The organism is Bacillus sp. AFS073361 (genome assembly GCF_002567005.1).
Taxonomy (GTDB): Bacteria; Bacillota; Bacilli; order Bacillales; family Cytobacillaceae; genus Neobacillus.
Genome location: NZ_NUZU01000004.1, coordinates 20,239 through 44,129 on the forward strand (window position 1 = coordinate 20,239; position 23,891 = coordinate 44,129).

25 protein-coding genes and 1 pseudogene are annotated in these 23,891 nt (G+C 38.7%); 2 read left to right on the plus strand and 24 right to left on the minus strand.

Annotation, left to right across the window (positions count from 1 at the left end; all coding sequences use genetic code 11):
- Nucleotides 1-5 precede the first annotated feature (5 nt).
- From fliF to COJ96_RS02135, 10 genes are all read right to left on the minus strand, one after another.
- Nucleotides 6-1,592, minus strand: a complete 1,587-nt coding sequence (gene fliF, locus COJ96_RS02090; protein WP_098571352.1) for a flagellar basal-body MS-ring/collar protein FliF — start codon at nt 1,590-1,592, stop codon at nt 6-8.
- 29 nt (nt 1,593-1,621) lie between these two features.
- The gene (gene fliE, locus COJ96_RS02095) at nt 1,622-1,921 is read right to left on the minus strand and encodes a flagellar hook-basal body complex protein FliE (RefSeq protein WP_098571353.1); all 300 of its coding nucleotides are present in this window, start codon (nt 1,919-1,921) and stop codon (nt 1,622-1,624) included.
- Nucleotides 1,922-1,932: 11 nt separating this feature from the next.
- Nucleotides 1,933-2,388: a flagellar basal body rod protein FlgC gene (gene flgC / locus COJ96_RS02100; protein ID WP_098571354.1), complete on the minus strand. Its 456-nt coding sequence runs from the start codon at nt 2,386-2,388 to the stop codon at nt 1,933-1,935.
- Between the two features lie 5 nt (nt 2,389-2,393).
- A complete protein-coding gene (gene flgB / locus COJ96_RS02105; protein ID WP_257148387.1) occupies nt 2,394-2,786 on the minus strand; it encodes a flagellar basal body rod protein FlgB in 393 nt (130 codons plus the stop codon).
- Between the two features lie 175 nt (nt 2,787-2,961).
- Nucleotides 2,962-4,443, minus strand: a complete 1,482-nt coding sequence (locus COJ96_RS02110; protein WP_098571356.1) for a sensor domain-containing diguanylate cyclase — start codon at nt 4,441-4,443, stop codon at nt 2,962-2,964.
- On the minus strand, nt 4,430-5,107 hold the full coding sequence (locus COJ96_RS02115) for a glucosaminidase domain-containing protein (RefSeq protein WP_257148388.1): 678 nt from the start codon (nt 5,105-5,107) through the stop codon (nt 4,430-4,432). The genes COJ96_RS02110 and COJ96_RS02115 overlap by 14 nt, the downstream gene beginning before the upstream one ends.
- A gap of 198 nt (nt 5,108-5,305) precedes the next feature.
- Entirely contained in the window at nt 5,306-5,611 is a 306-nt protein-coding gene (locus tag COJ96_RS02120) for a hypothetical protein (protein WP_098571357.1), read from the minus strand.
- Between the two features lie 279 nt (nt 5,612-5,890).
- Nucleotides 5,891-6,238, minus strand: a complete 348-nt coding sequence (gene fliT, locus COJ96_RS02125; RefSeq protein ID WP_098571358.1) for a flagellar protein FliT — start codon at nt 6,236-6,238, stop codon at nt 5,891-5,893.
- A gap of 13 nt (nt 6,239-6,251) precedes the next feature.
- On the minus strand, nt 6,252-6,632 hold the full coding sequence (fliS, locus tag COJ96_RS02130; RefSeq protein WP_098571359.1) for a flagellar export chaperone FliS: 381 nt from the start codon (nt 6,630-6,632) through the stop codon (nt 6,252-6,254).
- 68 nt (nt 6,633-6,700) lie between these two features.
- Nucleotides 6,701-7,033, minus strand: a complete 333-nt coding sequence (locus COJ96_RS02135; RefSeq protein ID WP_180229951.1) for a flagellar protein FlaG — start codon at nt 7,031-7,033, stop codon at nt 6,701-6,703.
- Nucleotides 7,034-7,216: 183 nt separating this feature from the next.
- Between COJ96_RS02135 and COJ96_RS29540 the strand changes: the two genes are divergently transcribed.
- A complete protein-coding gene (locus COJ96_RS29540) occupies nt 7,217-7,387 on the plus strand; it encodes an aspartyl-phosphate phosphatase Spo0E family protein (protein ID WP_180229952.1) in 171 nt (56 codons plus the stop codon).
- Between the two features lie 100 nt (nt 7,388-7,487).
- On the opposite strand, the gene COJ96_RS02145 is transcribed toward COJ96_RS29540, so the two are convergent.
- The 7 genes from COJ96_RS02145 to flgM all read right to left on the minus strand — a co-directional run bounded on the left by COJ96_RS02145 (nt 7,488) and on the right by flgM (nt 15,540).
- A complete protein-coding gene (locus COJ96_RS02145) occupies nt 7,488-8,393 on the minus strand; it encodes a hypothetical protein (protein ID WP_098571362.1) in 906 nt (301 codons plus the stop codon).
- Between the two features lie 344 nt (nt 8,394-8,737).
- Entirely contained in the window at nt 8,738-9,352 is a 615-nt protein-coding gene (locus COJ96_RS02150; RefSeq protein ID WP_098571363.1) for a flagellar brake protein, read from the minus strand.
- A gap of 48 nt (nt 9,353-9,400) precedes the next feature.
- On the minus strand, nt 9,401-12,130 hold the full coding sequence (locus tag COJ96_RS02155; protein WP_180229953.1) for a bifunctional diguanylate cyclase/phosphodiesterase: 2,730 nt from the start codon (nt 12,128-12,130) through the stop codon (nt 9,401-9,403).
- 135 nt (nt 12,131-12,265) lie between these two features.
- Nucleotides 12,266-13,174 (minus strand): flagellar hook-associated protein FlgL, encoded by a 909-nt coding sequence (gene flgL, locus COJ96_RS02160; RefSeq protein ID WP_098571365.1) that lies wholly within the window; start codon nt 13,172-13,174, stop codon nt 12,266-12,268.
- 10 nt (nt 13,175-13,184) lie between these two features.
- The gene (gene flgK / locus COJ96_RS02165; RefSeq protein WP_098571366.1) at nt 13,185-14,732 is read right to left on the minus strand and encodes a flagellar hook-associated protein FlgK; all 1,548 of its coding nucleotides are present in this window, start codon (nt 14,730-14,732) and stop codon (nt 13,185-13,187) included.
- A gap of 35 nt (nt 14,733-14,767) precedes the next feature.
- The gene (locus COJ96_RS02170; RefSeq protein WP_098571367.1) at nt 14,768-15,253 is read right to left on the minus strand and encodes a flagellar protein FlgN; all 486 of its coding nucleotides are present in this window, start codon (nt 15,251-15,253) and stop codon (nt 14,768-14,770) included.
- Nucleotides 15,254-15,264: 11 nt separating this feature from the next.
- On the minus strand, nt 15,265-15,540 hold the full coding sequence (flgM, locus tag COJ96_RS02175; protein WP_098571368.1) for a flagellar biosynthesis anti-sigma factor FlgM: 276 nt from the start codon (nt 15,538-15,540) through the stop codon (nt 15,265-15,267).
- Between the two features lie 295 nt (nt 15,541-15,835).
- Here flgM and COJ96_RS02180 point away from each other — a divergent pair, with 295 nt between their 5' ends.
- On the plus strand, nt 15,836-16,870 hold the full coding sequence (locus COJ96_RS02180) for a GGDEF domain-containing protein (protein ID WP_098571369.1): 1,035 nt from the start codon (nt 15,836-15,838) through the stop codon (nt 16,868-16,870).
- A gap of 122 nt (nt 16,871-16,992) precedes the next feature.
- Here COJ96_RS02180 and COJ96_RS02185 read toward each other — a convergent pair whose 3' ends face one another.
- The 7 genes and pseudogenes from COJ96_RS02185 to COJ96_RS02215 form a co-directional block, all read right to left on the minus strand.
- Nucleotides 16,993-17,568: a DUF6470 family protein gene (locus COJ96_RS02185; RefSeq protein WP_180229954.1), complete on the minus strand. Its 576-nt coding sequence runs from the start codon at nt 17,566-17,568 to the stop codon at nt 16,993-16,995.
- A 146-nt stretch (nt 17,569-17,714) separates the two neighbouring features.
- A pseudogene (locus COJ96_RS02190) lies at nt 17,715-17,831 on the minus strand (flagellin); the annotation flags it as partial.
- Nucleotides 17,832-18,172: 341 nt separating this feature from the next.
- Nucleotides 18,173-19,486 (minus strand): flagellin N-terminal helical domain-containing protein, encoded by a 1,314-nt coding sequence (locus COJ96_RS02195; protein WP_098571371.1) that lies wholly within the window; start codon nt 19,484-19,486, stop codon nt 18,173-18,175.
- 155 nt (nt 19,487-19,641) lie between these two features.
- Nucleotides 19,642-19,965, minus strand: a complete 324-nt coding sequence (locus COJ96_RS02200; protein WP_098571372.1) for a carbon storage regulator — start codon at nt 19,963-19,965, stop codon at nt 19,642-19,644.
- Between the two features lie 355 nt (nt 19,966-20,320).
- On the minus strand, nt 20,321-21,889 hold the full coding sequence (gene fliD, locus COJ96_RS02205) for a flagellar filament capping protein FliD (protein WP_098571373.1): 1,569 nt from the start codon (nt 21,887-21,889) through the stop codon (nt 20,321-20,323).
- A gap of 226 nt (nt 21,890-22,115) precedes the next feature.
- Nucleotides 22,116-22,973, minus strand: a complete 858-nt coding sequence (locus COJ96_RS02210) for a flagellar hook-basal body protein (RefSeq protein WP_098571374.1) — start codon at nt 22,971-22,973, stop codon at nt 22,116-22,118.
- A gap of 27 nt (nt 22,974-23,000) precedes the next feature.
- The gene (locus COJ96_RS02215; protein ID WP_098571375.1) at nt 23,001-23,891 is read right to left on the minus strand and encodes a flagellar hook-basal body protein; all 891 of its coding nucleotides are present in this window, start codon (nt 23,889-23,891) and stop codon (nt 23,001-23,003) included.

The following is a 23,891-nucleotide window of genomic DNA, read 5'->3' on the forward strand; positions in this document are numbered from 1 at the left end:
AGGAATTACGCCTCCTCTTCATTTAGCCATGTTCTTATTACTTTAGAGAAATCATCCGGCCTTTGATCAAGTAATTTCTTTAATTGACTTTCTACACCCATATCCTGCTCGGCAAAATAGTCCGGTTCTTCCATTTCGGATGCAGACGCCATATCTTCCTCTGACTCTAATTGATTTTGTTTTCTTCGACGTGCCAGCCACCATAGCAGGCCGCCCACCAAAAGCAGGACTAAAGCTGCTCCACCAACGATATACATCCATTTAGATGATCCGTTGCTGACCGTAGTAGTGTTCTTCGCAAATTTATGCGGGAATACGGTAATCCGTTGATCAATCTCTGTTTGGTTTAAATTCGGGTGCCCGAGTGCCGTACGAACGGTATTAGATACGATATTACGAATATTAGCTTGTGCCGCATTCGATAATTTATTGGAGGCTGTGTCGGATTCGACACCTACATTTATCGTGATATCATCTATTTGATATGGGCTTTTGATGATCTCGCTGTTGATTCGGTTGACCTCATAATTCACCTTATTTTGGGCTTCTTCGTAATTACTATCTCCACTAGAGCTAGAACCAGGATAACCAGGAACATCGTTGGGGCCGGTTCCGACAACACCGCCGGGACTTGAACCTTTTCCGGTGAATGTTTTGGAGGATTTTTCAGAACTAATAGCAATTCCGTTATTACTTTTATCCATCGGTTTTACTAATTTTTCTTCTGTTTTGACTTTATCAAAATTCAGTTTGACAAATGTATGAACATACACTTTATTGGTTCCTAGGATGGTCCCTAGCAAACTTTGAAGATTCTGTTGAATATCTCGTTCTATATTTTGTTGAATTTTTCGCTGTTCGTCATATTTATCCAGTGACTGATCCCCATTGTCAGCATTTTGCCGTGCCAATGTCTCGCTATATTGGTTCATGATGGTGATATTTTCTTCTGGAAGTTTCGGTACACTGTGCGAAACTAACGTATAAAGTGCCTTTATTTGCTGGGGATTAAGTTGCACCCCAGGCTCCACTTCTACCATTACGGATGCGCTAGCTGGCTGCTCTTCATTTTGGCGGATAAACACAGTATCCTCAGGCAAAGTCAAAATGACTTCTGCATTTTTGATTCCATCTACCCGGCTAATGATTGCAGCCACTTGATTTTGCATGGCTTCCCGTTCAAGTATGTTGTACTGACGATCCGTTGCTCCAAATGAGAGATTTTGGCCAAAAATATCGTAATTTATTTTGTTGTCTTTTGGATACCCTTTTGAAGCAAGAGTAACGATTAAATCAGGTGCATCTTTTCGTGGAACTAACAACATCGTTCCAGCTTCGGAAAGCTTATAATCGGTAAAACCTTGTTTGTCCAACTCTGCTTTTATATCCCCTACTTCCCGCTGGGTCAATTGACCCGTATACAAGGGGACAAATTGAGGGCGAGACGCAACAAAAATAAAGATAGACAAAGCAACAAAAAAGAGTAAGAATATCCCTATGATAAGTCCTTTTTGTTTCATGCTTCTTGCCTTCCAGTAGTTACTGAAGAGTTCTATTGTTTTTTTGATTTGATCTGTCCATGATCGTTTCATTTCTCACCCTGCCCAGCATTCCATTTTCTTTAAATTTGCATCCTCATCATTTCCTGATAACATTCAACGGCCTTGTCTCTAATAGCGACCGTGAGTTCCAATGCTAACTTTGCTTTCTGGGAAGCAATTGTGACATCATGTATGTTATCAATCTCCCCAGCTGCGGCTTTGGTAGTTAAATCAGAGGCTTGCTTAACCGTTGTATTTACATTTTCCATATAACCTTGGAGCAAGCCTGCAAATGAAGTTTTGGTTTTATCAGCATCTACTTTTTGAAAAGGACTTTGATAAATTTTGATTGGTCCGCTATCTATACGTGAAATGGGCATCTATATTCCTCCTATCGGCCGATTTCTAAAGCTTTTAACATCATTGATTTTCCTGTGTTAAACGATGTGACATTGGCTTCATAAGCTCTTGATGCAGCGAGTAAATCGACCATTTCCTTCGATAAATCGACGTTTGGCATCATCACATACCCGTCAGCATTCGCATCAGGGTGAGCAGGATCATGGACCATCTTGAACGGTGTTTGATCCTCCACAATTCCAGATACCCTTACACCTTGAAGTCCTGTTTGGGACTGCGTTTGTTTTTGCATTTCTCCCTGTAAAACCTGATTAAAGGCTTTTTCTCTCGGTTCCATCACGACCATCTTCCGGCGGTATGGTTCCCATTTCCCATTTACTAAGGCTCCACGAGTGGTCGAGGCGTTAGCAATATTAGAGGAGTTTACATCCATCCGTAAGCGTTGAGCGGTTAAGGCTGATGCACTTATATTTAACGAATCAAACATCTTCCTTAGCTCCTTCCTTTAATCGCAATCGACAATTGCTGAAATTCACTATTCATTTGTTCCGTTAGCGTATAATACCACAATGCATTTTTTCCCATGTTTGTCATTTCTCCGTCGGCATCTACGTTATTGCCGTTGTTTTGCATGACCGTTTCCGTATTTTCTACCGTTCTTGCAGTAGGAATTTGTTCGGGTTGACCAATCATCAAATGACGGGAGTCTGTGCGCGATCCCACAAATTTTGATTGATTGGATATGTGTTGTTTTAATATATCCTCGAACAAGACTTGTTTTGCTTTAAAACCAGGAGTCTCCGCATTCGCTAAATTATTAGAAATAGCCTGCTGGCGTAAGCTGGAAGCATCTAATGCCGATTGTAGGAGGCCAATATTGTTCAATATATTCCCTTCCTTTCCACTTTAATCATTTTGATAGTTTCTGATTATCAATCAAAATAATTCAATATAAATCAATATACTAAAAAAAGGAATACAAATCCACAACTTTTTTGTATTAACAGAAGATGGTAATTTTTTTAACATATCCACGATAGCATTACGTTTTTCCGTTTTTTCAGTAGACCTTCACTCTGTTCCTTCCCTCTTTTTTAGCGGAGTACAGAGCTTTATCGGCATCAGCGATCAGTTTATGTGCTCTGGACACACCTGGAAAGCATGTTGCTACTCCCACACTGATTGTCACCCAATCACTTACAGTGGATTCAGGATGAGGAATCCTTAAATCCTCAATACTTTGGCGTATCCTCTCAGCAATGTATAAGGCACCCTTTCTATCCGTATTGGGAAGAATAATGACGAATTCTTCGCCTCCGTAACGGGCAACAAAATCTTCTGGGCGCTGCACACTTTCGGCCAAGGCAGCAGCGACAACCTTTAAGCAGTAATCGCCACCTTGATGCCCATAATGGTCGTTATATTTTTTAAAATAATCGATATCAAATAACACCATCGACAACTGGGTAGAGGCAAGATTCCCCCTTTTCCACTCTTTTAAGAACGTTTCATCAAAAGAACGTCGATTAGCTATTTGCGTAAGACCATCCAGCGAAGAAAGCCGCTTTAGTCTTTCATTCATCTCCTTAAGCTTACACTCAGAATCACGAAGCTTATTTTGATTTCTGACTAATTGGATATATAACCGATTCATTTCGAAAACAAACGCGCTTAACACGACGGTTGCTGAGAGCAATGAATTAACTCGGGCCGCATACCAGCCTAAACTATAGCGTGCTCCCGCAAATAAAGTTAGGGTCACATCTAAGAAAAATGCGAACATAGAAACGGTTAACCATAAATTAAGTACGTCTCTACCCTTAAATGAAAAAGCCAGGATGAAAAAGGCAGATAAATTGATCAACCATACAAAAGGACCTATTCCTGAAGTGATAAGGAATCTATAATCACCCTGTTTAATGATTTCAGGCAAAGCGGCCTGATATTTTGTTGCCAATAAAAAGATTAAATATAGTAGTCCTGACAGAATCAGAACGCTCAATAAGATAGACAACCTAATTTTTTTTGGACCCATCGATTCCATCTTTTTTCTAGCTGTGAGCCCATATAACAATAGACCAAAAGGAAATCCCCCGTGCCAAAACACCCATAACCAAATAGCTGTTTGTTTCCCTGCACCCAGCAAACCAAACTCCGAAAAAACTCCCGGAAAAGTCAAAATAAGAGGAACCGTAATCAAACAGGAATATAGAAAGGAGGATGCTAGCAATAGTAATGGAAGTTTTCCAGTAGTCAGGAATTGACTATAGAGTAAAAAGGACGTAATCAATTCGGCAAAAAATATCCAAGCAATAAAAATTGGCAGAAATGGTTTGATCTCAGTCATTTGAAACGTACCAAAAGGAATCACTATGATAAATAAAAGGAATAACATGATCCCTATTACAATCACATTTTTTTGTTGATTCAGCGTAGTTGGTATGTTTATTAGGCTATAGGTATTTTTGTGTTCCATTTCTTTTTCCTTTTTAGAAGTATTGTCAACCATTTTGCGAATGAATTTCTCTTCAAACCTTATCACCTTCTAAGCCTTCAAAATACTTGGTCACTCCAGCTACCCAGTGGTTATTTAAACCAGTGGGATCATTTTTCGCGTGGATAGGGGCATACTTTGCGCCGATCTTAGCTATATTGGATAATCCTAATCCCAGGTAGTTCTTACTTAAATTGCGTGCCATATCCATAATGCTGTCTTCAACCTTCGAGTAAGATTTCAAACCTGTTGCACCCATCATTCCAGCGATATTATTTTTTTCATTCGCTGCACGGGATTTGCCATTGCCTGATTCATGTTGTGCGATAGCTGCCAGTAATGCAGGATTAATATTAAATCGCTTCCCGGCGCCAATAAAAGCATCCCCCATCCCATTTAATTTCCCTTCCAACACTTGGTTTAATTTTTCTGCATTTATAGATTGAAATCGCAATGGTTCATTATTGTTCAAGGGTATACTGGAATTATATATAGAGGGGGGTAAAACATTATCAAAATTTGGTACAAAAGAATGAATCTGCTGCGGTACTGTCATTTGTATTTCCTTTTGCTTCATTAATTGACTTAGGACTGTAGCAAAAAGATGATCGTTCTTTGAACTGGCTGGCACCAACTGAGAACGTAATGTCTCATTTCGGGACAGTGTATTAATAAGCATGGTTTGTGTAAACCAATTATCACCTAGAATCAATCGAAAACATCCTTTCTTCCTTATGCAAAAAATTATTCATGGGTTGTAACAAAAATTTATCAAAAACAATCAGTAAAAAATAATTTTCAAAACTAAATCGACAAAAAATGCGGGATCACGCAATTTATTTGGTGATCCCCCATTAAATATTGGTTTATATAGTTTTTGATGGTACGTTGAATCGGCTTCTAAATAATATTAAATGATTCCTACTAACATCCTGCTAACGTCTTCCATACATTCATCTGATAGCATAGATAAATTTATAAGGTGGCCGTCTTCAATTATTGCTTCTACTAAAACGACTGTGTTGGGATCCTGTTCTGTTTTCAGTGCAAGAATCTGTTTCCCCTGAAAAACTACATTTTTCACCATATGATAAGTTTCATTTAATGTCGTTATTTTAATAGGCTTCAAATAGAATGGCTTCTTCTTTTTATACTCCATAAAATCATAAACCTTACTATCCAATCCTTCGTCTGTCATCACTTGTTGATGCATCATATATATATCTGTCTTCCTCTCCGTACCTAAATGTAAAAAATATTTATGTTCTACCCTTGATAAAAATAAGAAACCAGAGAGAACAGAATAAAATCATCCATCCGTAATTATAAATAACTATCAACCTTGGAATTCATATGGTTATTTTATACGATAATTTAACTTTTTTAACCGAAAAATCCGTACGGACTCACGCAAAAAATAAACTAGACGGACATAAAAAAAATGCGTGGCCACGCACTATCCGAAGTGTGTATTCACGCAATTCCCTATTCGTAGTTATTTTCTCGCATCTAAAAATGCACCATTTGTTTGTTTCATATAAGGGTGGTACTTTTTAGAGACCATTTTTTTGTTTTTTATTTGATTTAATAAGGTTCGCGTCTTATCTAGGTTCCCTTTTAATATAGAAATGAACTGCTCATCAAGGCGAAGTATATCTTCCAACAATTGTTTTTCTTTTGGGGTATATTGGTAAAGCGGTTGTTCTGCCCTCCAGATATCCACCTTATTCATTAAGAAGTCTCGATCATTCAACTGTTTCTCAAACTCCTGATAATTTTCTTCATTGAGTATACGTATCAAATCTACAGTTATTTTATAAATCGATTTAATTAATTCTTCCATTCGTATCCCAGTCTTAGTTATTTGTTTTATTTACTTTCATTGCTGCAGACCAAGTTTCAGATAATTCCACAGCATAACCTTCCACTTCTTCTAATAGGTCTAGCTTTTTATGAAGATTGGCTTCAATTAGCCGATATTTCATATAATCATATATCGGTAGCAAATGATCAGCGATGGTGTTTCCTTGTTTTAAGGTTACCATTAACTCACTCAAAATATCTTGGACTCTTAAGTTATAGCTGTGAGCTTCTTCGATATTTTTATTTTGAAGTGACATTTTAGACAATCGGATGAATTTGACCATTCCTTGGTATAACATGAAGGTTAATTCCTCCGGTTTTGCAGTAGTAACAGCTTGTTTTTGATAGGTTCGATAAGGATTGTTTATAGCCATAAATATTTTATTTACCCCTTTCCATGATACTAGGACTAGTCAGAAGAAATTTTATACACAGTACCGGTTTATATACTTTTGTCAAAAATTATTCCTAAAAATTTTTTCATATCTGAAAAATAATCTAACATCTTCTTGGAGGGAATTTCTCGAATGACTTCGTTCGTTTTTGAATCAATCACCTTGACAAAATATTCTCCTGATTTGTCATGTAATGTGAATTTCAAAAAAAACTGTGATTGGTCGGCCAGTACATTCAGTTGTTTCACTGTATCTTCTAACTGTTTATCCGTTTGTTGTTCAGATCGGTTCACTACTGGAGTTTGCTCTTTGGGTGTTTGATTTTCGCGTTGATCTGAAGCAGCGTGATTTTGAATAGAAGGAATTTTTGGTACCTCCATACACATCCTCCTTTTCCTGCTTTTATTGATTATCGGATAAACAGAAAAAAAGTTAAGGAAATGAGGGAAAATAAATTTGATTTTATTTGTGTTTGATATATAGTCATAAAAATGGATTTACTATATATTTATATCAAAGAGAATGTCAAAAAGAGACAAAGTAGGGAAATGCAGGTGGTCAAAATGAAGCGATATAATAGGCATTTACTTGAGCTAGAGATAGAAGTTATTAGGAGTCAACTAATAAAAACGGCATCCGAGAAAGGGATCAGTCATCCAGACGTACTCAGCTTAAGTCAGCTCCTAGATAGTAGAATAATTGCACTCCAAAAATCCGATAGTCCCACTGTCTGATTCAAAATAAAGAAATAGCAGAAATAGATCATTGAATGATTAATTTTTGTCTCTATATTGTTTCCAAAATAAAAAAGCTATTCCGTGTGGAATAACTTTTTTATTTTGATGCTACTTGAACGACTACCCCAAAACCATCAATGATGTAGTTAAGCCTTTGATTATAAGATTTCAGATTTTGTACTTTTGCAGCATCTCCTAACTGGTTAAACGCTCTAATTTCCTGTGCCAACTTAGTTACCTCTAATTGTAATGCATCGTTCCGGATTTTTTCCTGCTTTAATTGATGTTCTTTCTTCAATAAGTTCTCTCTCAACGTTTCCTTTTCGAGATTAACTTCCGATCTCATACTCTCGACCTGTTGAACTGCGTCCTGATTCTGGATAGCCATGGTTGTTAACTGGTATAAGCTACCAAGAAGTTCATTTAAATTAATACCGGGAAGTCGTTGTACATTTGTGATTAACCCTGACAAAATATCAAGCAAATTATCATCTTGTGAAGGGTTCATCTCCTTCACTTGTGGGGCGGCCGGCGGCGTATCCTTGATGACTTCAGTCGACACAACAGGGATTTCATTTTGAGATATCGTGGTAAACTGAAAGTCATTTTGCTTTACCTGGTTGGTTTTATCTTTTTCCTTTACCAGGGAATAATATTTATAGTTAACAGACTGATACCCGCGATTTAAAAGTTGTGCTACTTCCTCTAAAATCTCTGTGATATTTAGGGCACCTTCTTCTTGACGTTCCTTAATATATTGAAACATAAACTCTATTTCAATTTTGGTCCATTTACGATTAACTTTTTTGGAATCATCTAAAGACTGATTTGCATACTCTTTGTTATTGATGTTTAAAAGCATCAAACTATTGAAGTAAAAAATTAATGTTCCATCACTTAAATTGTGTTTAGATTCCAAAGCATGAATGAAATCATCCTCAGATACTATTTCCTGATTCATTATTGTTTCTTTAATTTCAAATAGTGCAGATTTTAAACTCATGAGAATACCCTCCTAAAATGGACACGAGAAATGAAAATAATTTTGTTTTTTGTTTAATGTAAATGCGTTTTTGATTATTTTCCAAATTTCTTTATATAATCAATATTAATTTTTATCATATAATACGATTTTTATCATATTTTTTTGTGGGTATCTATCGAAAAAACTAAAAATTTTTCTGTTTTTATAAAAAGAATTCGACTTTTTCTTCATATTACATTGTTTTCAAATAATTGACAACATTTTTTATTTATCAAACATATACAAAATCATTATTTATACGAAAAGCCCTCTTTCTTCAAAGAGGGCTCACCAGGTTTTTACTTTATTTTTTTCATGTTGTCTTATCGCATTTGTCTTTGTTTTTGAAAACAATATTGAATAATTTTCATTTGATCTCGCTCTTCGACCTCAACAAACTCCATCCCAATATTCTTTCTCTCTTGGTCTTCTACTGTTTTGATTCGTTTGATTTGGCCTTTAAACGGAATGAAGTCTACTTCCTTTTTTGCTGCACTCGGGACATGCAATATCCCCTTAACGAATTCTCCCTCCTGTATAAGGAAATCCGACCGACAGCTGAACAACACACCGCCTGCGCTAATATTGATCGTGTTTAGCTCGACTTCGTTAATAGTAAGCCGTAAATTGCTATTCACACGAAAATTATTTCTTCGTTGAATCTTTATAATCTCTTTTTCATGTGGTTTGCTTATTCGATATAATGGGATAATATCTTTTTTTCTACCCTTAATTTCCGATTGGAACTTAAATTGATTTTCTTTAGCAATAAAGGTGACTTCTATTTTCGTTCCCTCGGGCAGCATCCCTATTTTATTTCCATCTATAGGGAAGCCAATTAGAATTTCCTTCTCCCCAATTTCCGCAACAATCGATCGGCACGTCCGACTTTCGCTTTTTATATCAATCACAATATTTTGATTAACAGTAGGATACATAAACTTCTCCTGATATATTTTTTATTATGAATATCTGTTAAAGGTTAATTAACTCACTAGTTCTTTATACAATAATTTCTCTAAATTGTTCTTGCCCATTGGCTTTCCAATTAGGTAGCCCTGGATATGATGGCAACCTCTAGACCGTAAGAATTGCATCTGTTTTTCTGTTTCTACTCCCTCTGCTATTACTTCCATTTTTAAACTTTTTGCCATCGCAATAATCGCATTGGTAATGGCCCGATCTTCCTCATTTACTATGATATCGCGTATAAAGGAGCGATCAATTTTAAGTACATTCACCGGCAGTCGTTTGAGATAACTCAAGGATGAATATCCTGTCCCAAAATCATCAATGGACAGGGTAATTCCCATCGATTTAAATCCATCCAATATCGAAATCACTATTTCCGCGTTCTCCATAATGGTTGACTCTGTGATTTCCAATTCAAACCACTTAGGTTCTAGTCCAGTTGCGTGAAGAATTTGTTGAACGGTATTTAACAAACCCTCATGTTGAAATTGTTTGGTGGAAAGATTCACGGCCATGCGAACATAACAGTTAGTTGCTTGTTGCCATTCTTTAGTTTGCTTGCACGCTTCATGGATGACCCATTCCCCAATGGGAACAATAAGTCCAGTTTCCTCTGCTATCGGGATGAATTTGTCTGGGGGAACCGAACCAAGCTTGGGATTGTCCCAACGCAATAAAGCTTCAACGCCTGTAATTTTTCCTAATTTAAGATCCAGTTTAGGTTGATATACTAAGTGTAATTCATTTTTTTCTAAGGCCTTCCGTAACAGGCTTTCCATTTCTACCCGTTCAAGCAGATTAATACTCATTTCAGGACTGAATATTTGATAGGTATTTTTCCCCTTATTTTTGGCCCCGTACATCGCATTATCTGCATGGCTTAGCAGTGTTTCTCCGCTTTCGCCGTGCTGTGAAAAAAAACTGATGCCGATACTGGCGGTGACATGAAGCTCATGCTTTTCAACTGATAGAGGTTTACCCAGCTTACAGATGATTTTTCGTGCGGTCTCTTCCGCTTGGTAAGGGGAAGCATGTGGGATCCATAAAGTGAATTCATCGCCGCCCATTCTGGACAGTAAGGCCGACTCTGGAATGCATTGCTGCAAGAGATCCGCTATCTTTATAATAAGTTCGTCCCCTACCGCATGCCCCAAACTATCATTGACTTTCTTAAAACCATCCAGATCTAAAAACATAACAGTACCTGTCTTGAGAGTAGGATTCTGAAGGTCTTGATTGATGTGTTTCTCAAAATACAGTCGATTAGGCAGCTTCGTCAAGGAATCATGGTATGCTTGAAACTCAATGACCTGTTCCTTCTGTTTTCTCTCCGTAATATCCGTGGCCACACACAGCACTTCGTTGCTTGTTCCTTCTGATGAAATAATGGGAATTTTCGTTAATTGAAACCACCGTTTTTTCCCCTCTTTATCCATCAGCACCCACTCTGGGACAAACTGCTCTTGCAGGTTATCCATCAGGCTTAGATCATTAGCAAAATCTTCATTTGCCACTTCCGGGTCAATTAAATCAAAAATTGTTTTAGTTAGTACATCCTTAATCGATTCTTGATAAAGATCAGCAAATGCTTTATTAACGAGTGTATATTTCCCTGAACGATTACGGGCAAAAATAAGGTTAGGATTCATATCCATCATTTGTCGTAAAAATAATTGTTGTTGTCGCAAAAGCATCTCTTTCTTCAACAAACTGTTTTTACTTCCCCGTATATTATCGATCATTTTATTAAACTGAATACCCAGACTGCCTAACTCACCTTGCTGTTTTGTCTCAATATGGTGTTCATAATTCCCGGCTGTTACCTGGTCAACAGCCTCAAACAGTTCTTTGATGGGACGAATCATCCGGTAGGTATAAAACCAGACAATCAGGAACAAGAAAGGCATCATCATAGCAACTAATTCCCAGAGCTTTTTGTCAAAGGATTTCAAGCTTTTAATTGTTGTGCTAACAGGAACTTGAACGATAACTCCCCAGTGTAGATTGGGTATATACCGATAACTGGCGTACATCCTGACCCCTTCGGTATTTTGGATTTCTCGGTAACCTGATTGTTGCTTTAACAGCGATTGGACAACAAAATTGTTCTTTACGGATTGACCTATTCGATCGGGGTTGGGGTGCGAAATAATATTCCCCTGTGAATCAACGATATAAGCATACCCGGATCCACCCAATTTGATTTCGCCAAAAAATGAACGCAGCATTGGATTTTCTGAGAGGCGAACATTTAATCCGATTACTTTTTCCACTTTTTGATACCTGTTCAAAATGGGTACAGCTAGGACAATTAGTTGTCTCCCTGTACTGGGTGCGGTAATTACTTCACTCATGTAAGCTTTCTTTGTGGTTAAAACTTTTTGAAAATAGACTCGATCGCTAAAGTCTGACCCCTTCAAGTTTTGCACACCCTCTGGAAAAACGGCTTCTACGGTTCCATTGTTACTCAAAACCATCGCACTATCAATTAGCACGTTATTGGCAACAACTTCCTTTAAAAGGTCATCAAAACTCCCCTCGTCGATTGATAGAAATTGAGGATTCGTTTGAATATTTTTTACTGTTTTGTCCCATTCAGTGTGAATCAACATCAATTGCTCTTTAATTCGATTGGCTTGTTCATCAGTGATCGACTTGTAATTTTCCTGGGCCATTTTTGGAAAAATCGTATGTGCTGTAAAAAACGCGACAGCCAAAATCAATAGTATAAGGATTAAATTCAAAAGGTATGTCTTCCAAAAGATACTTCCTTTTCGAAAAACAAACCGTGATCGTAGGGGATGTTTTTTATTTATCATGTTTAACCACTCATTGATTTTGATTTTTTTTGATTAAGAAAGAAAGCATAAAAAATTGGATTAGCGTAAGAAATCTACTAAAGAAGGCTGAATAATACGGGCTCCAGCGGATAATGCAGCACGCTGAACATTCTCCTGTGCCTTCAAGTCCATAATCACCTTAGCAATGTCCACATCCTCTTCGTTGGATAATAACCGAGTCGTGGAAACCTCAAGGCTATCAATCCGTGACATGCTTAATTCCATACGGTTCATTCTTGCCCCTAATTCAGAGCGTTCCTTTAAAAGGTTATCCAACTGTATATCCAATTTGCTTAAATGGTCAGTTGCGCCCGCAGTTTGATTATTAAAGTCGGAAACGATATCTGTCAGGACTTTGAAGATGCCTCCAGCGCCATCATTATTAAATACATTGGTTCCGGGAACATTGATTTGGACATTGTTTGTCGATCCTACCTGCAGCTCCAGCTTTTCTTGGTTGGTATTTCGAAATTCTTTCGATGAATTCGCCACCGCCGGGTCAGTTCTATAGGGAGGTGTTTTCGTATCGGTTCCGGCAAAAATGTAATTCCCTGCTATCTGAGAATTGGAAACCTCTCCAAGATGTTCTTTTAATTGATTGATTTCTTGCGCAACCGCATAACGGGCACTTGGATCATTGGTTCCATTCAGACCTTGTACTGTTAGCTCTCGTACCCGCTGCAGCACGGTGGTTACCTCATCCAACGCTTCATCTGTAGTGGTCATCCACGAGAGTCCATCATCGCTATTTCTTTTGTATTGGTCAATTTCATTTAGTGATGAACGGTAAAACATGCCTCTTACCGCTGTAACTGGATCATCCGATGCTTGATTTATTTTTTTACCAGACGATAGTTGTTCTTGATATTTATCCATGGCCTTATTACTTCGATTCAAATTAAACAACATATTCGAATTTAATATATTTTGAGTAACACGCATGCTCATATTAACCCTCCTACAATCCTACCCGGCCCATGCCATTGATCACTTTGTCCAAGCATTGATCCATCGTCGTGATGACTCGTGCAGCAGCATTGTACGCCTGCTGGAATTTAATCATGTTGGCCATTTCCTCATCCAAAGAAACGCCTGACACGGATTGACGGCGATTTTCCACCTGCCTAATGATCACCTCAGAATTATCCTGCATGCGCTGCGCTTCTTGTGAATCAATCCCTAATTGACCGATTATGTTCCGATAAAAATCATCTGCTGTCGTTTTATTAGATTGACCAATATTTCCAAAATCCAATTGATGATCAAATTTTATCCCAGCAATCAGCTGAGCGTTCTGTCCATTTCCAGTTGAGGATGTATTTGTACCCTCCACTTGTGCTGCTGCAATTCTATCTAATGATTCAAACAAGAGGGGATTAACCTCTAAATTGCCCGCTGCAAGGTCTGGTGCAGTAGTATCTTTTTTTACAAAGAAATCTAGATTTCTATAAATTGTGCTTCCGGCTTGTGGTGGTCTAATTTCATCTAGGTTCATCCCACTGCGATGGATTTCATTCACTTTTTCTGCAAACGTTTTGGCCAGTTTATTGAGCTTCTCCTGCATTTCTGGAATCGTTCCTGTTAATGAACCATTTTTATCTAATCCAAAGGATTCAATCCTGCCAAGCAGTTCACCAGAACCTAGCAAAAATGGGGTCGCAGCACCACTATTGGCATCTACTATGGCAATCTGCCCCTCCACTATGGATGTACTAGATTTAGTAAAACTGCCAAGAGTAAGCGTATTTGCCGTCCGATCATCCACCAATGCTTTTGTACTATTACCGATAAACACTTGTACCATTCCATTTTTATTAGGAGAGGTTTGTACGTTTACACTTACTAGTTTCGATAATTGATCAATAAGGACATCCCTTTGATCATATAAATCGTTGGGCTGGTAATTATTTGGGACCAAGCGGGAGATTTGATCATTTAGACTGCCAATTTGTTTAGCAAGACTATTAATATCGTTTAATTTAGTACCTATAACGTTATTCAAATCTTGCCGCATTTGAGTCAAGGAGTCCGAAAAGTGATCAAAGGTTTCTGTCACCGCCACCCCTCTTTGTCGTACAACGGCACGGGCAGCCGCACTATCTGGGTTTTTGGATAACTCCTGCCAGCCTTTCCAGAATTCATCCATCGTATAGGCTAACCCATCGTCAGAGGGTTCGTTCAGCAGTTCTTCCACTTTGGTTAACGAATCACTTTTGGCTTCCCAATAACCGGCATTTTTGGTTTCTCCGCGCAATTGGACATCCAAGTATTCTTCTCTTAAGCGAACTAGTTTATTAACCTCGACACCGGTTCCCAATTGGGATGGAGACTGATCGCTGTGCATCCCTGGGTTTGAAATCGCCGGGGTAGCTTGCATTTCTGCCCGTTGACGCGTATATCCGGTCGTGTTTGCATTGGCAATGTTGTGTCCTGTAGTAGAAAGAGCCGACTGCTGCGCAAAAAGTGCTCGTTTCCCCACTTCAAGTCCATGAAAGGTTGAAGCCATACTTATTCCCTCCGTCTTTCAAAAATAATAACTCTTTATATTTTTGCATCCAACAGGTTTGCAAACCGGTTTCCTGCTTTCGGACCGTACCCGATAGCCGGTTCTTTTCGAACATGCATCCCAATCGAATATTGAAGGTATGAAAGGGAAGTTTCAATTAATTGTTGGTTGTTTTCGTTTAAATTGGTAATTTCCTGAATCAAAACGCGAAGTTGTTTGGCAATGAATAATATAGAGGTCTTTGAAGTGGGATCGTCCTGTATTTTCATTAATTCTTCAAGCGTGAAAGAATGACCCGAAAAACCTTTGTGGAGCAAATATTCTTGGACGTATCGCTTTCTTTCCTGTTCCAATTTTTGAATTTCATCCGCGCATGAACTTTCGCGATAAATCAGGCTTTGAAGTTCTTTATTATTCCCCTCGACAAGGATGGTCCTTTTCTTTTTGGCTAAATCGAGTAATCGAGTATGGGCATCGACCATGGTTTCCATCGTTTGTTTAAGTTTTTTCAGGGCTTCCATTTTCTTGCCTCCTACTTCGAATTGCTGTCCCAAAAATCGATCATTTTCTCAGCAATTTTGCTGCTGTCCACTTTGTAGCTTCCATCGGCAATTTGCTGCTTCAATTCTTGAACTCGCTGCTGACGTTGTGCTTGTTCTGACATGATCGCCTGCGAAATTTCCCGGCCGCGCGTCGATATTTTCACATCTGCTGAAGAAGATGTATTTTTTGTGATATTCGTTATATTTGAACGGTTCTGTTGACTTTGGTAGGAAAAAAAACTAGATTTCATATCATTGATTCGCATTACAAAGTTCCCTCCTATTCCTATATATTTATGATCGGTTATTTTAAAAATAAGTTTAGTTAAATAATAATAGAAAACAGTAGTTAGTTCAAATGGACTAACTACTGTTGGGATGATTTATTTGTGAGTGTAAGTACTGTATTTTTCCGGTGGTATTCGGTTTTTTTCGGTATCACGAATCATTTTTTTCGTTTCCTAACCAATAGTTGTCAAGTTATTGTAATAGATAGTTGGAATTAGGTCGAAGGGGCTATATTTTAAACTCATAAACTGACAAAAGAAAGGACAAATTATCTTGTTAACTAGTAATGATGAAACGAACAGTTATTTAAAATTAAAACGTACCATCTATCTGACAATCATACCTATTTTAAATGTATCAACACTGCTTCAATTGAAATTTTCTCCATACCTCGACCAATATATTAAAGTCACTTTGCCCCTGCAAATCATTTTCTTAACAGCGGCTTGGATATTCGTATATAAGAATATGTACGTAAGGACTTTCGAAATTTGCTTTTTATGTTTCTTTGGAATATTTCACATAAACCGAGTGATTGAATTAGCGAATCAGCTAGTACAAAATAGTATTGTATTGTATATTTTCTGGGCTCCTTTGTTCATCATTTTTTCTTTTATGGTATTGGATCGGAAGAAGGCTTTGATATTTTCCTTGATGATTTTCTTCATTACATTAGTTATTGTAATGCCTGATATGTTCGACACTGTAAAAGCCAAAAGTGTATTGACTCATTTATTTTTTTCTCATCTCATTTATATTGTTGTCGTATACTTTTTTCAAACGCTTGTAACCTACTACCATGAAGCCAATCTATTGAAGCAAATTGCGTTCGAGGATACTTTGACAAAAATTCCCAATCGCAGAATGCTAGATAAATGGCTGGAAAATGAAATCCAGTTATCGGAAACGAATCATTCCTCATTTTCAGTAATCTATTTTGATATTGACCATTTTAAGAAAGTTAATGACAAACATGGTCATGAGGTGGGTGATGAGGTTCTAAAAGAATTTGCCGCAATCGTTAAAGAAAACGTTCCTAATAATAGTTATTTGGGTCGCTGGGGTGGGGAAGAATTTCTAATCGTAGCGCCTAATCATTCAACAAAAGAAGCAACAGAACTGGCAGAACGTCTTCGAGACATAATCAAGGATCATTTCTTTCCTGAAGTTGGAAGTATAACAGCCAGTTTTGGTGTTTCAACTTTCACTGCCAATGATCAACCTCGAACCATCATATGGCGTGCAGATGTAGGACTGTATGAAGCTAAACTTAGCGGAAGAAACAGTGTAAAAGTTCATCTAGCTTGATGCCATATTGGATAACTTAAATAGAGTAATAAAAAAGGGATACGGATAGTATCGCGGGTTTTGCCCGTGAATAGATCCGCATCCTTTTTATTTTGGTAAACATTTCATTAGAGGTAAAATTCTCACCCTTTATTATTCACATTTAACCCAACAAAGTCGATTTGAAGCTGCTGCATTTGACGTAAGTATACTTCCGTCTTCCCAGGTGTATAGTCATGAATGGGCTTATGTTGAGTGGATTCAATTTCCGCTCCGCCTTTTTTCCAGTCGATATGTACCTCTGAAGGAGTAAAATTAATATGGACTGAGCCGTAGCTAGGTATAAAAGCGATATTGAAATCTGCTGGTGCTGGGTTGCCCTTTTCTGTTGCGATGGAAGCTATTGCATCACTCTTATGTTCAATAGCTGCCATTTGATCGCCTTCTTGGGCGGCTTGAGCAATTGCCTCTATCCCTTCTTGCTTGGAGAATTCAGCCGTGTCTGCTGTTAACACATTAAGATTTTTAAAACCAAGCTCATTCCAGGCCTGCTCCTGATCAATTTCAAGACTGGATGGTGGGTGTTCGATCGTCAACGTTGACGGTACCTGTTTGATGGATAAATCGGCAGGAGCCTGTTGTATTTCTTGTACTGGCTGGGTCGAACGCAAACCAATTTGGGCGTAGGTTTGTTGTAAACGTATTTGTGGGATTTGCAAGAATTCACCGCCTTCTAAACGTGTTTGATCTTTTGTCTTATCGGATAAATGGAGAGCCATTTTCGGCTATTTTTTTCATATCATGGTGCTTCATTTCTTATATGAAAAGAGACTCTAGAAAATCTAGAGCCTCTTTTATATTTAAATTAACGAAGAAGTTGTAGAACTCCTTGTGGTTGTTGGTTAGCTTGAGCAAGCATAGCTTGAGCAGCTTGACTAAGAATAGAGTTCTTAGTTTGAGTCATCATTTCTTTCGCCATCGTGCGAACATTTACTTTCATAAATGACCAGACTATATCTTCACCCTCTTGCATTCTAGTAGGGGTCGGGCACTTCGGATTCACAATGCTGATGACCATTGTTTCACCTATGGATTTCATCATCATAGCTCTCGCCTTAGATGGTATATCCTAGTCGTTGAACCTTCTCCACTCTTTCGAGACAGGAGCTTGGCTGCTGATTGCCCAATCTTTTCTTTTTTCAAACCATCCCGCTTGTCGTTTCCAACTACGTTGTGGTAAGAAAAGCTCTAAGGGGTTTCCAGCAATTCACCCGATAATGATCTCTAGCCGTTACCAGCTAGGACGACTGTGCTTTTCACTACCTAGGCAGCTAAAGCATAATCTACGTCACGAACACGAGATTCTGCAGCAGTTAAGTTTTCAGAAGAAGTATTTAAGTTATTGATAGTGTGTTCCAAACGGTTTTGGTTAGCACCCAATTTAGAACGTTCGCCAGATACACTCTCAATAGCATTGTTGATAGCTGTGATTGCAGATTGCGCTCCTGCAGAAGTTGACAAATCAACTTTATCCACACCAAGAGCCTTTGCACTCATGTCACCAATACCCAATTTTGTTATTTGCCCTTCGTTTGCACCGATTTGGAACGTTTCAGCATTATTTGTCACAGTTGCTGTCGCTACAGTTGTACCGTTAAGTACACCAGCAGCACCTCCAAATGCTTCAGAATCCAATTGTATCTTTAAACCACCAACTTCAAATACACCATTCTTGGAAGTTGTGCCAGAAGCCAAAGTTGCAACAGTTCCACCAGCATTCGAGAGGGTCGTTGCTGCACTTGTTGTTGCTTCAAGACTAAATTTCGCTTCACCAGTAGAAGCGACTGCGTTTGCTCCAACTTTAAAGACTACGCCCCCTGTTCCAGATAACGTTGCTGCAGCATTAGCAGCTACAGAAGCGTTGGAAGCAACTACTTTACCGGACGCATCCTGCAATTCAAGTTTGAAGTTACCACCACCTGCATCAGAGGAAATTAGTTTGTAGTCACCAAGTTTCAAGTTTTCCAAATCCGCATCCGCTGCAGTGACTACGTCAGCAGCTGCATCAAACCCTGTAATAGTAGATGTGTTAACTGTAGCTCCCATCTTGATATCAGCAGGAGCCGTAGCTTTGAAATCGTAAGTACCTGCGGTCATACTGTCATTTGAAACAGTAACTTTTGATACACCAACTGTGGAAGAAGAGGCTGCAACAGCCAAGTCGCCATTCAAAAGTTTCTTTGTATTGAACTCAGTAGTATCACGGATACGGTCGATTTCTTGAGTTAACTGACTAACTTCTTTTTGAATTTCCCCACGGTCTGTACTCGTGTTCGTTCCATTAGCAGATTGAGTCGCTAATTCACGCATACGTTGTAGAATGTCGTGAGTTTCATTCAACGCGCCTTCAGCGGTTTGGATTAGGGAGATTGCATCTTGAGAGTTACGTGAAGCTTGGTCAAGACCACGAATCTGTCCACGCATTTTTTCAGAGATTGCTAGACCTGCAGCATCATCTCCTGCACGGTTGATACGAAGACCTGAAGATAATTTTTCCATTGATTTACCTTGTGCATTAGATGCACTTGATAACTGACGATGTGTGTTAAGTGCTGCAATATTGTGGTTAATACGCATAAATAATTTTCCTCCTAGAAAAATATGATTTTTGTTGGGGTATTTCCCTTTTGAAAATAATCTATAATATACCCTGTGGGTCTATTAACAAAATAAACTTGAAGTACGATTTTGATAGAATTATCAAAATTGAGAACCTATGTACTATTGGATTGTCAGATAAGAGATCTGGTTTTGTATAATTCTTCACGAAATACACTCACTTCTTTTGGAGCATCAATCGCGAAGCGGAGTAATCCAGATTCCGTTCGGAGAATGGTTACTTTTATATCATCTCCGATTAGCATAGTGTTTCCGATTATTGTAGCCCGCTTTTTTAAATTTAGGGAGCTGCCTTCCTTCTGTTTCACCTTAGAAATTCGAAGGTGCTTTGGTGCATCAATTACTAATCGTAGCTTGGAATCATATTGTAGAACGCTAACTTTAATTCCCTCACCAATAATCACAGATTGACCAATTTCTCTTCCTACAATGAGCATGTTCCCATCCTCCTGAGGTTCATTTTCCTTTACAATTCTATTATCGGTTAATCAAAGGAATTGTTTAGTAATTTTAATGAAAATTTCTAACCTTTTACATTCGAGGGAATTTCTACTATTAATTATTATCGGAGAATCCAAAAATTTGTTTAGATAACCAAATTATGTCCTTCCTTTATCATTGAAGGAATTTCCTAGCTATTAATACTTATCGGAGGTTCGAAAAAATTGTTTAGTGTTTTTGGGGTCCCTAGCTAAAAAAACAGGTCACTCCAAGTGGAATGACCTGTTATTAAAGTCTAGTGAGTTTTTTAAAAAACGGGGGTAGGATTCATTATCCTACTCCCATAAATTTCTAGTATCCGCCGCCTAATTGACTGGCTAGCCAACTACTTTGATTGTTAGCCTTTTGCATGGCTTTCTCCATGGCAGTAAATTGTCTATAATACTTATCTTCCATAGAAACTAAATGTTTTTCAAAATCACTAATACGATTATCGATTTGAGAAATTTGTTTACCTATCAGACTCTGAGGTCCACCCAAAGCTTGCTTACCAAGTTCTATCATGACGGAGTCTAACTGCTCATACAGTCTGTCAGCAATACCACTTTGCTCATACTTAGTTGAGCTTTTAAGAGTGTTAGAAGTATCGGTAGATGGGAGATTGCTAGTGCTCTTGGTGAAGATATCTGTAACCTTAGTTATATCATCGGCTATCGCTGCCTTTAACTTGGTTTCGTCTATCTTTAACTTTCCGTTGTCTCTCCAGCTGTCACCTAAGCCGACACCGATAGATGCTAATGTCCCAATAGTTTCTTTAGTGCCATCATCTTTAAAATTAATAACGGGAGCATGTGCTGCTGATCGCATTTTCATAACAAGATTAGAAATGATAGGGTCTCGACCTAATAAGCCTTCTTTAGCCTTGGACTCCCACTTTTCGATTTGATCATCATTCATAGCAGACTTCTGTTCTTCGGTAAGCGGGGCAAATCCTTTCGGTTTTCTTTCGTCCAGCTTCTTGTTGAGATCGTCTACTAAACCGTTATAAACGTCAACAAACTTTTTGATTCTATCGAATATGGCATCATTATCTTTCTTTTGACTGATAGTAATAGGAGACGCAGGAGTAGCCGAAGTTCCTTTAAGATCAAACTTAACACCATCATAAGTAATCGAGTTAGTATCTGATTTATATCGTATACCATTAATGGTAGCTTCTGCTTGAGCTTTAGTACGACCCTGTACAAACGATAAAGTATCACTATTCACAAAAGCATTGGTATCAGTGGCGGTAGTCGATCCGGGTATTATGCCTAAATCAGAGAGAGGATTGATTACTGCACTGGCAGGGTCACTTGCGATTGTAATCTTAGATGAACCGCCTGGGCTAGAACTAGTAAATGTAATGGACTTCTCTGTTGCAGAATAACTCATTGTTAAACCTATACCTGCAGTTGCATTTACCTTATCCATAAAGGCGTTAAGTGTTTCATTAGCATCGACAGTTACTGTTTTTCCATTAATCACTATAGACCCTGCTTGTGCACCGAGATCTGTCATTTTTTTAGTTGGGTCTGCAACATTGCCAAAGAACTTAACGGAGGCAGCTCTTTCTGATTCAGCTAATTTAATATCGGTAACATCATAAGTTGTTTGTGTGGGAGAGCCGGTGACAGTTGCTACTACAGTATTAGGATTGGAGGACTCAGACGAATTCTTATTAAAATCGCCTGTCCAACGCATCTCTTGCATCATATTACGAAGTTCCGAGATTTTAGTATTAACTTCCCGATAGGAGTCAATTTTCCAAGTTGTCAACTCTCTTTGTTGATGTAGCTTATCTGCTGGCTTTCTAGCAGCAGTCATCAGTTCTTTAACAGCAGAGTCTACATCAAATCCTGAAAATCCGTTAATTCGCATAATTATTTCTCCTCTATAATTTATTTTAAAGAAACTTAACTTAGGTCCAGCTTGGTCACATCCCCTTTTAGTATGATTTTTCCAATTAAGCTCACCTGGCCACAAATAATAAACCTGTATACTCTATCGGAAAAATTTCAACTTAGTTAAGGAGACTTTTGTCCTGATTTACATCCATACCGACCATAGAAAAAAAGAGACGCCCAAAAAACGTCTCCAACTTAAGCTATCTCAAAATCCCATTCGCTATCCCCAACATCTGATCAGCGTAAGAAACGGCTCTCGAGTTCATTTGAAAGCTCCGCTGCGAGCTCATTAGGTCCGTCATTTCTTTCGACAAATCCACGTTAGATCCTTCAAGATAACCTTTTGATACCTGAACCTCTCCTCGCCCCATCATTCTCACATAGTTTTCCGCATTTGCACCATTTGGTAACGACGCTGCATCAATCGCAAATTCATTATCACCCAGATTTCGTAAAACATGTGGATTTTGAATATCAACGATGCCCACCTGTTGCGGTGAAATGAACGCTGCCCCTTGGCCATTTTTATTTTTCAATTGAATTTCACCATTGGCACTAATTTGAACTTCATACTGGCCATCTAACTCTATCGGTTTTCCAGACTGATCCAGTAAATAGCCTCCATTCGGATGAACTACATGATAAGTTCCCGGTTTTGCAGGATTTGGACTCAAGTGGAAATTCCCATCACGTGTATACCTTACTTCCATCGGTGCCCCAGCCGTCTGAGCAGGATAGCCGATCTGAAAAAATCCTTTTCCTTGTATCATTAAGTCAAAAGGATTACCTGTTTGCATCGCTTGTCCTTGTTCCATATCCAATTGGGTAAGTCCCGTCCGTGTGCCATAACCGACGCGCAGGCCATTAGGGGTGAGCCGGCCAATTTCCCGATCGACGCGTCCCTGATTGTTGATTTGAGAAGCTAAAATTTCAGAAAAGCTTTGGTCTCTTCGTTTATAGCCTGCGGTATTTACATTGGCCACATTGTTTGAAGTGGTATCTATTTTTTCCTGGTAGGCTCGCAAAGCACCGGCAGAAATAAAAAGTGACGTATTCAAATTCCTTTTCTCCTATTCTTGTTGTGTTTATCCATTAATCTTTCCAACTGAGTACAACTGTTGCAACGATTGATCATAGGTGCCGATTACCTTTTGATTGGCCTCGTATGCCTTTACAGTCATCATCATGTCTGCCATCGTTTGACCAGGATCAACATTCGACTGCTCCATAAACCCTTGATTAAGAGAAACGCCTGGATTGGTTTCTCCTGGGTCTTGAATAAATGGCACTGGATTAGCTGACTGGTATACATTCCCGCCCATTCGGCGAAGCTCGAATGGATTTTGTACGACCACCATTCCAATCTGACCAGCAGTTTTTGTTTTTGCTGGATCACCGGGATAGGCAATGATATTTCCATTAGAGTCGATCGAAAGGTCTTCTTTTTGAATACTATCCGTTATTTTGACAGGCTGGTGATCAGCGCCCAACACACGATACCCCTCCGAGGTCACCAGGTTCCCACTTGCATCTAAATCCCACTTGCCATTCCTTGTGTATCCAACCGTTCCATCAGGGAGCTGAACAGCAAAAAAGGCAGCTGGCTTCACTTGTCTGCCATTGATGTCTTGCGAGGGAATATCTTGATCTTCGATCGCAATATCCAGCGGGCTGCCGGTTTGCACAAGAGGTCCTTGATTAAAGCTGGGTATGCGTTCCTGTGCATAGACACCGGTAACCAGTTCACCTACAGGAACTTGCTGTCCGGGTATTTGCGGTGCTCCGGCAATAGGTCCCCCGCCATTTTGATTAAAATCCTGAATTCGTTGAATTAATAGTTTCGGGAAGGCACGTAGAACCGTATCATCCTTCTTAAATCCCGGTGTTTGTGCATTGGCCAGATTATCGGCTAGTGCTTCTTGCTTTCGCTCCATCGAAAACATTCCTGAAGCGGCAGAGTATAAACCTCTTATCAT

Coding starts and splice junctions, on each gene's coding strand:
- fliF (WP_098571352.1), bottom strand. CDS start 1,592: ATGAAACGATCATGGACAGATCAAATCAAAAAAACAATAGAACTCTTC.
- fliE (WP_098571353.1), bottom strand. CDS start 1,921: ATGCCCATTTCACGTATAGATAGCGGACCAATCAAAATTTATCAAAGT.
- flgC (WP_098571354.1), bottom strand. CDS start 2,388: ATGTTTGATTCGTTAAATATAAGTGCATCAGCCTTAACCGCTCAACGC.
- COJ96_RS02120 (WP_098571357.1), bottom strand. CDS start 5,611: ATGATGCATCAACAAGTGATGACAGACGAAGGATTGGATAGTAAGGTT.
- fliT (WP_098571358.1), bottom strand. CDS start 6,238: ATGGAAGAATTAATTAAATCGATTTATAAAATAACTGTAGATTTGATA.
- fliS (WP_098571359.1), bottom strand. CDS start 6,632: ATGGCTATAAACAATCCTTATCGAACCTATCAAAAACAAGCTGTTACT.
- COJ96_RS02135 (WP_180229951.1), bottom strand. CDS start 7,033: ATGGAGGTACCAAAAATTCCTTCTATTCAAAATCACGCTGCTTCAGAT.
- COJ96_RS29540 (WP_180229952.1), top strand. CDS start 7,217: ATGAAGCGATATAATAGGCATTTACTTGAGCTAGAGATAGAAGTTATT.
- COJ96_RS02145 (WP_098571362.1), bottom strand. CDS start 8,393: ATGAGTTTAAAATCTGCACTATTTGAAATTAAAGAAACAATAATGAAT.
- COJ96_RS02150 (WP_098571363.1), bottom strand. CDS start 9,352: ATGTATCCTACTGTTAATCAAAATATTGTGATTGATATAAAAAGCGAA.
- flgL (WP_098571365.1), bottom strand. CDS start 13,174: ATGAGCATGCGTGTTACTCAAAATATATTAAATTCGAATATGTTGTTT.
- flgK (WP_098571366.1), bottom strand. CDS start 14,732: ATGGCTTCAACCTTTCATGGACTTGAAGTGGGGAAACGAGCACTTTTT.
- COJ96_RS02170 (WP_098571367.1), bottom strand. CDS start 15,253: ATGGAAGCCCTGAAAAAACTTAAACAAACGATGGAAACCATGGTCGAT.
- flgM (WP_098571368.1), bottom strand. CDS start 15,540: ATGCGAATCAATGATATGAAATCTAGTTTTTTTTCCTACCAAAGTCAA.
- COJ96_RS02195 (WP_098571371.1), bottom strand. CDS start 19,486: ATGCGTATTAACCACAATATTGCAGCACTTAACACACATCGTCAGTTA.
- COJ96_RS02200 (WP_098571372.1), bottom strand. CDS start 19,965: ATGCTCATTGTAGGAAGAGAAATTGGTCAATCTGTGATTATTGGTGAG.
- fliD (WP_098571373.1), bottom strand. CDS start 21,889: ATGCGAATTAACGGATTTTCAGGATTTGATGTAGACTCTGCTGTTAAA.
- COJ96_RS02215 (WP_098571375.1), bottom strand. CDS start 23,891: ATGATAAGAGGTTTATACTCTGCCGCTTCAGGAATGTTTTCGATGGAG.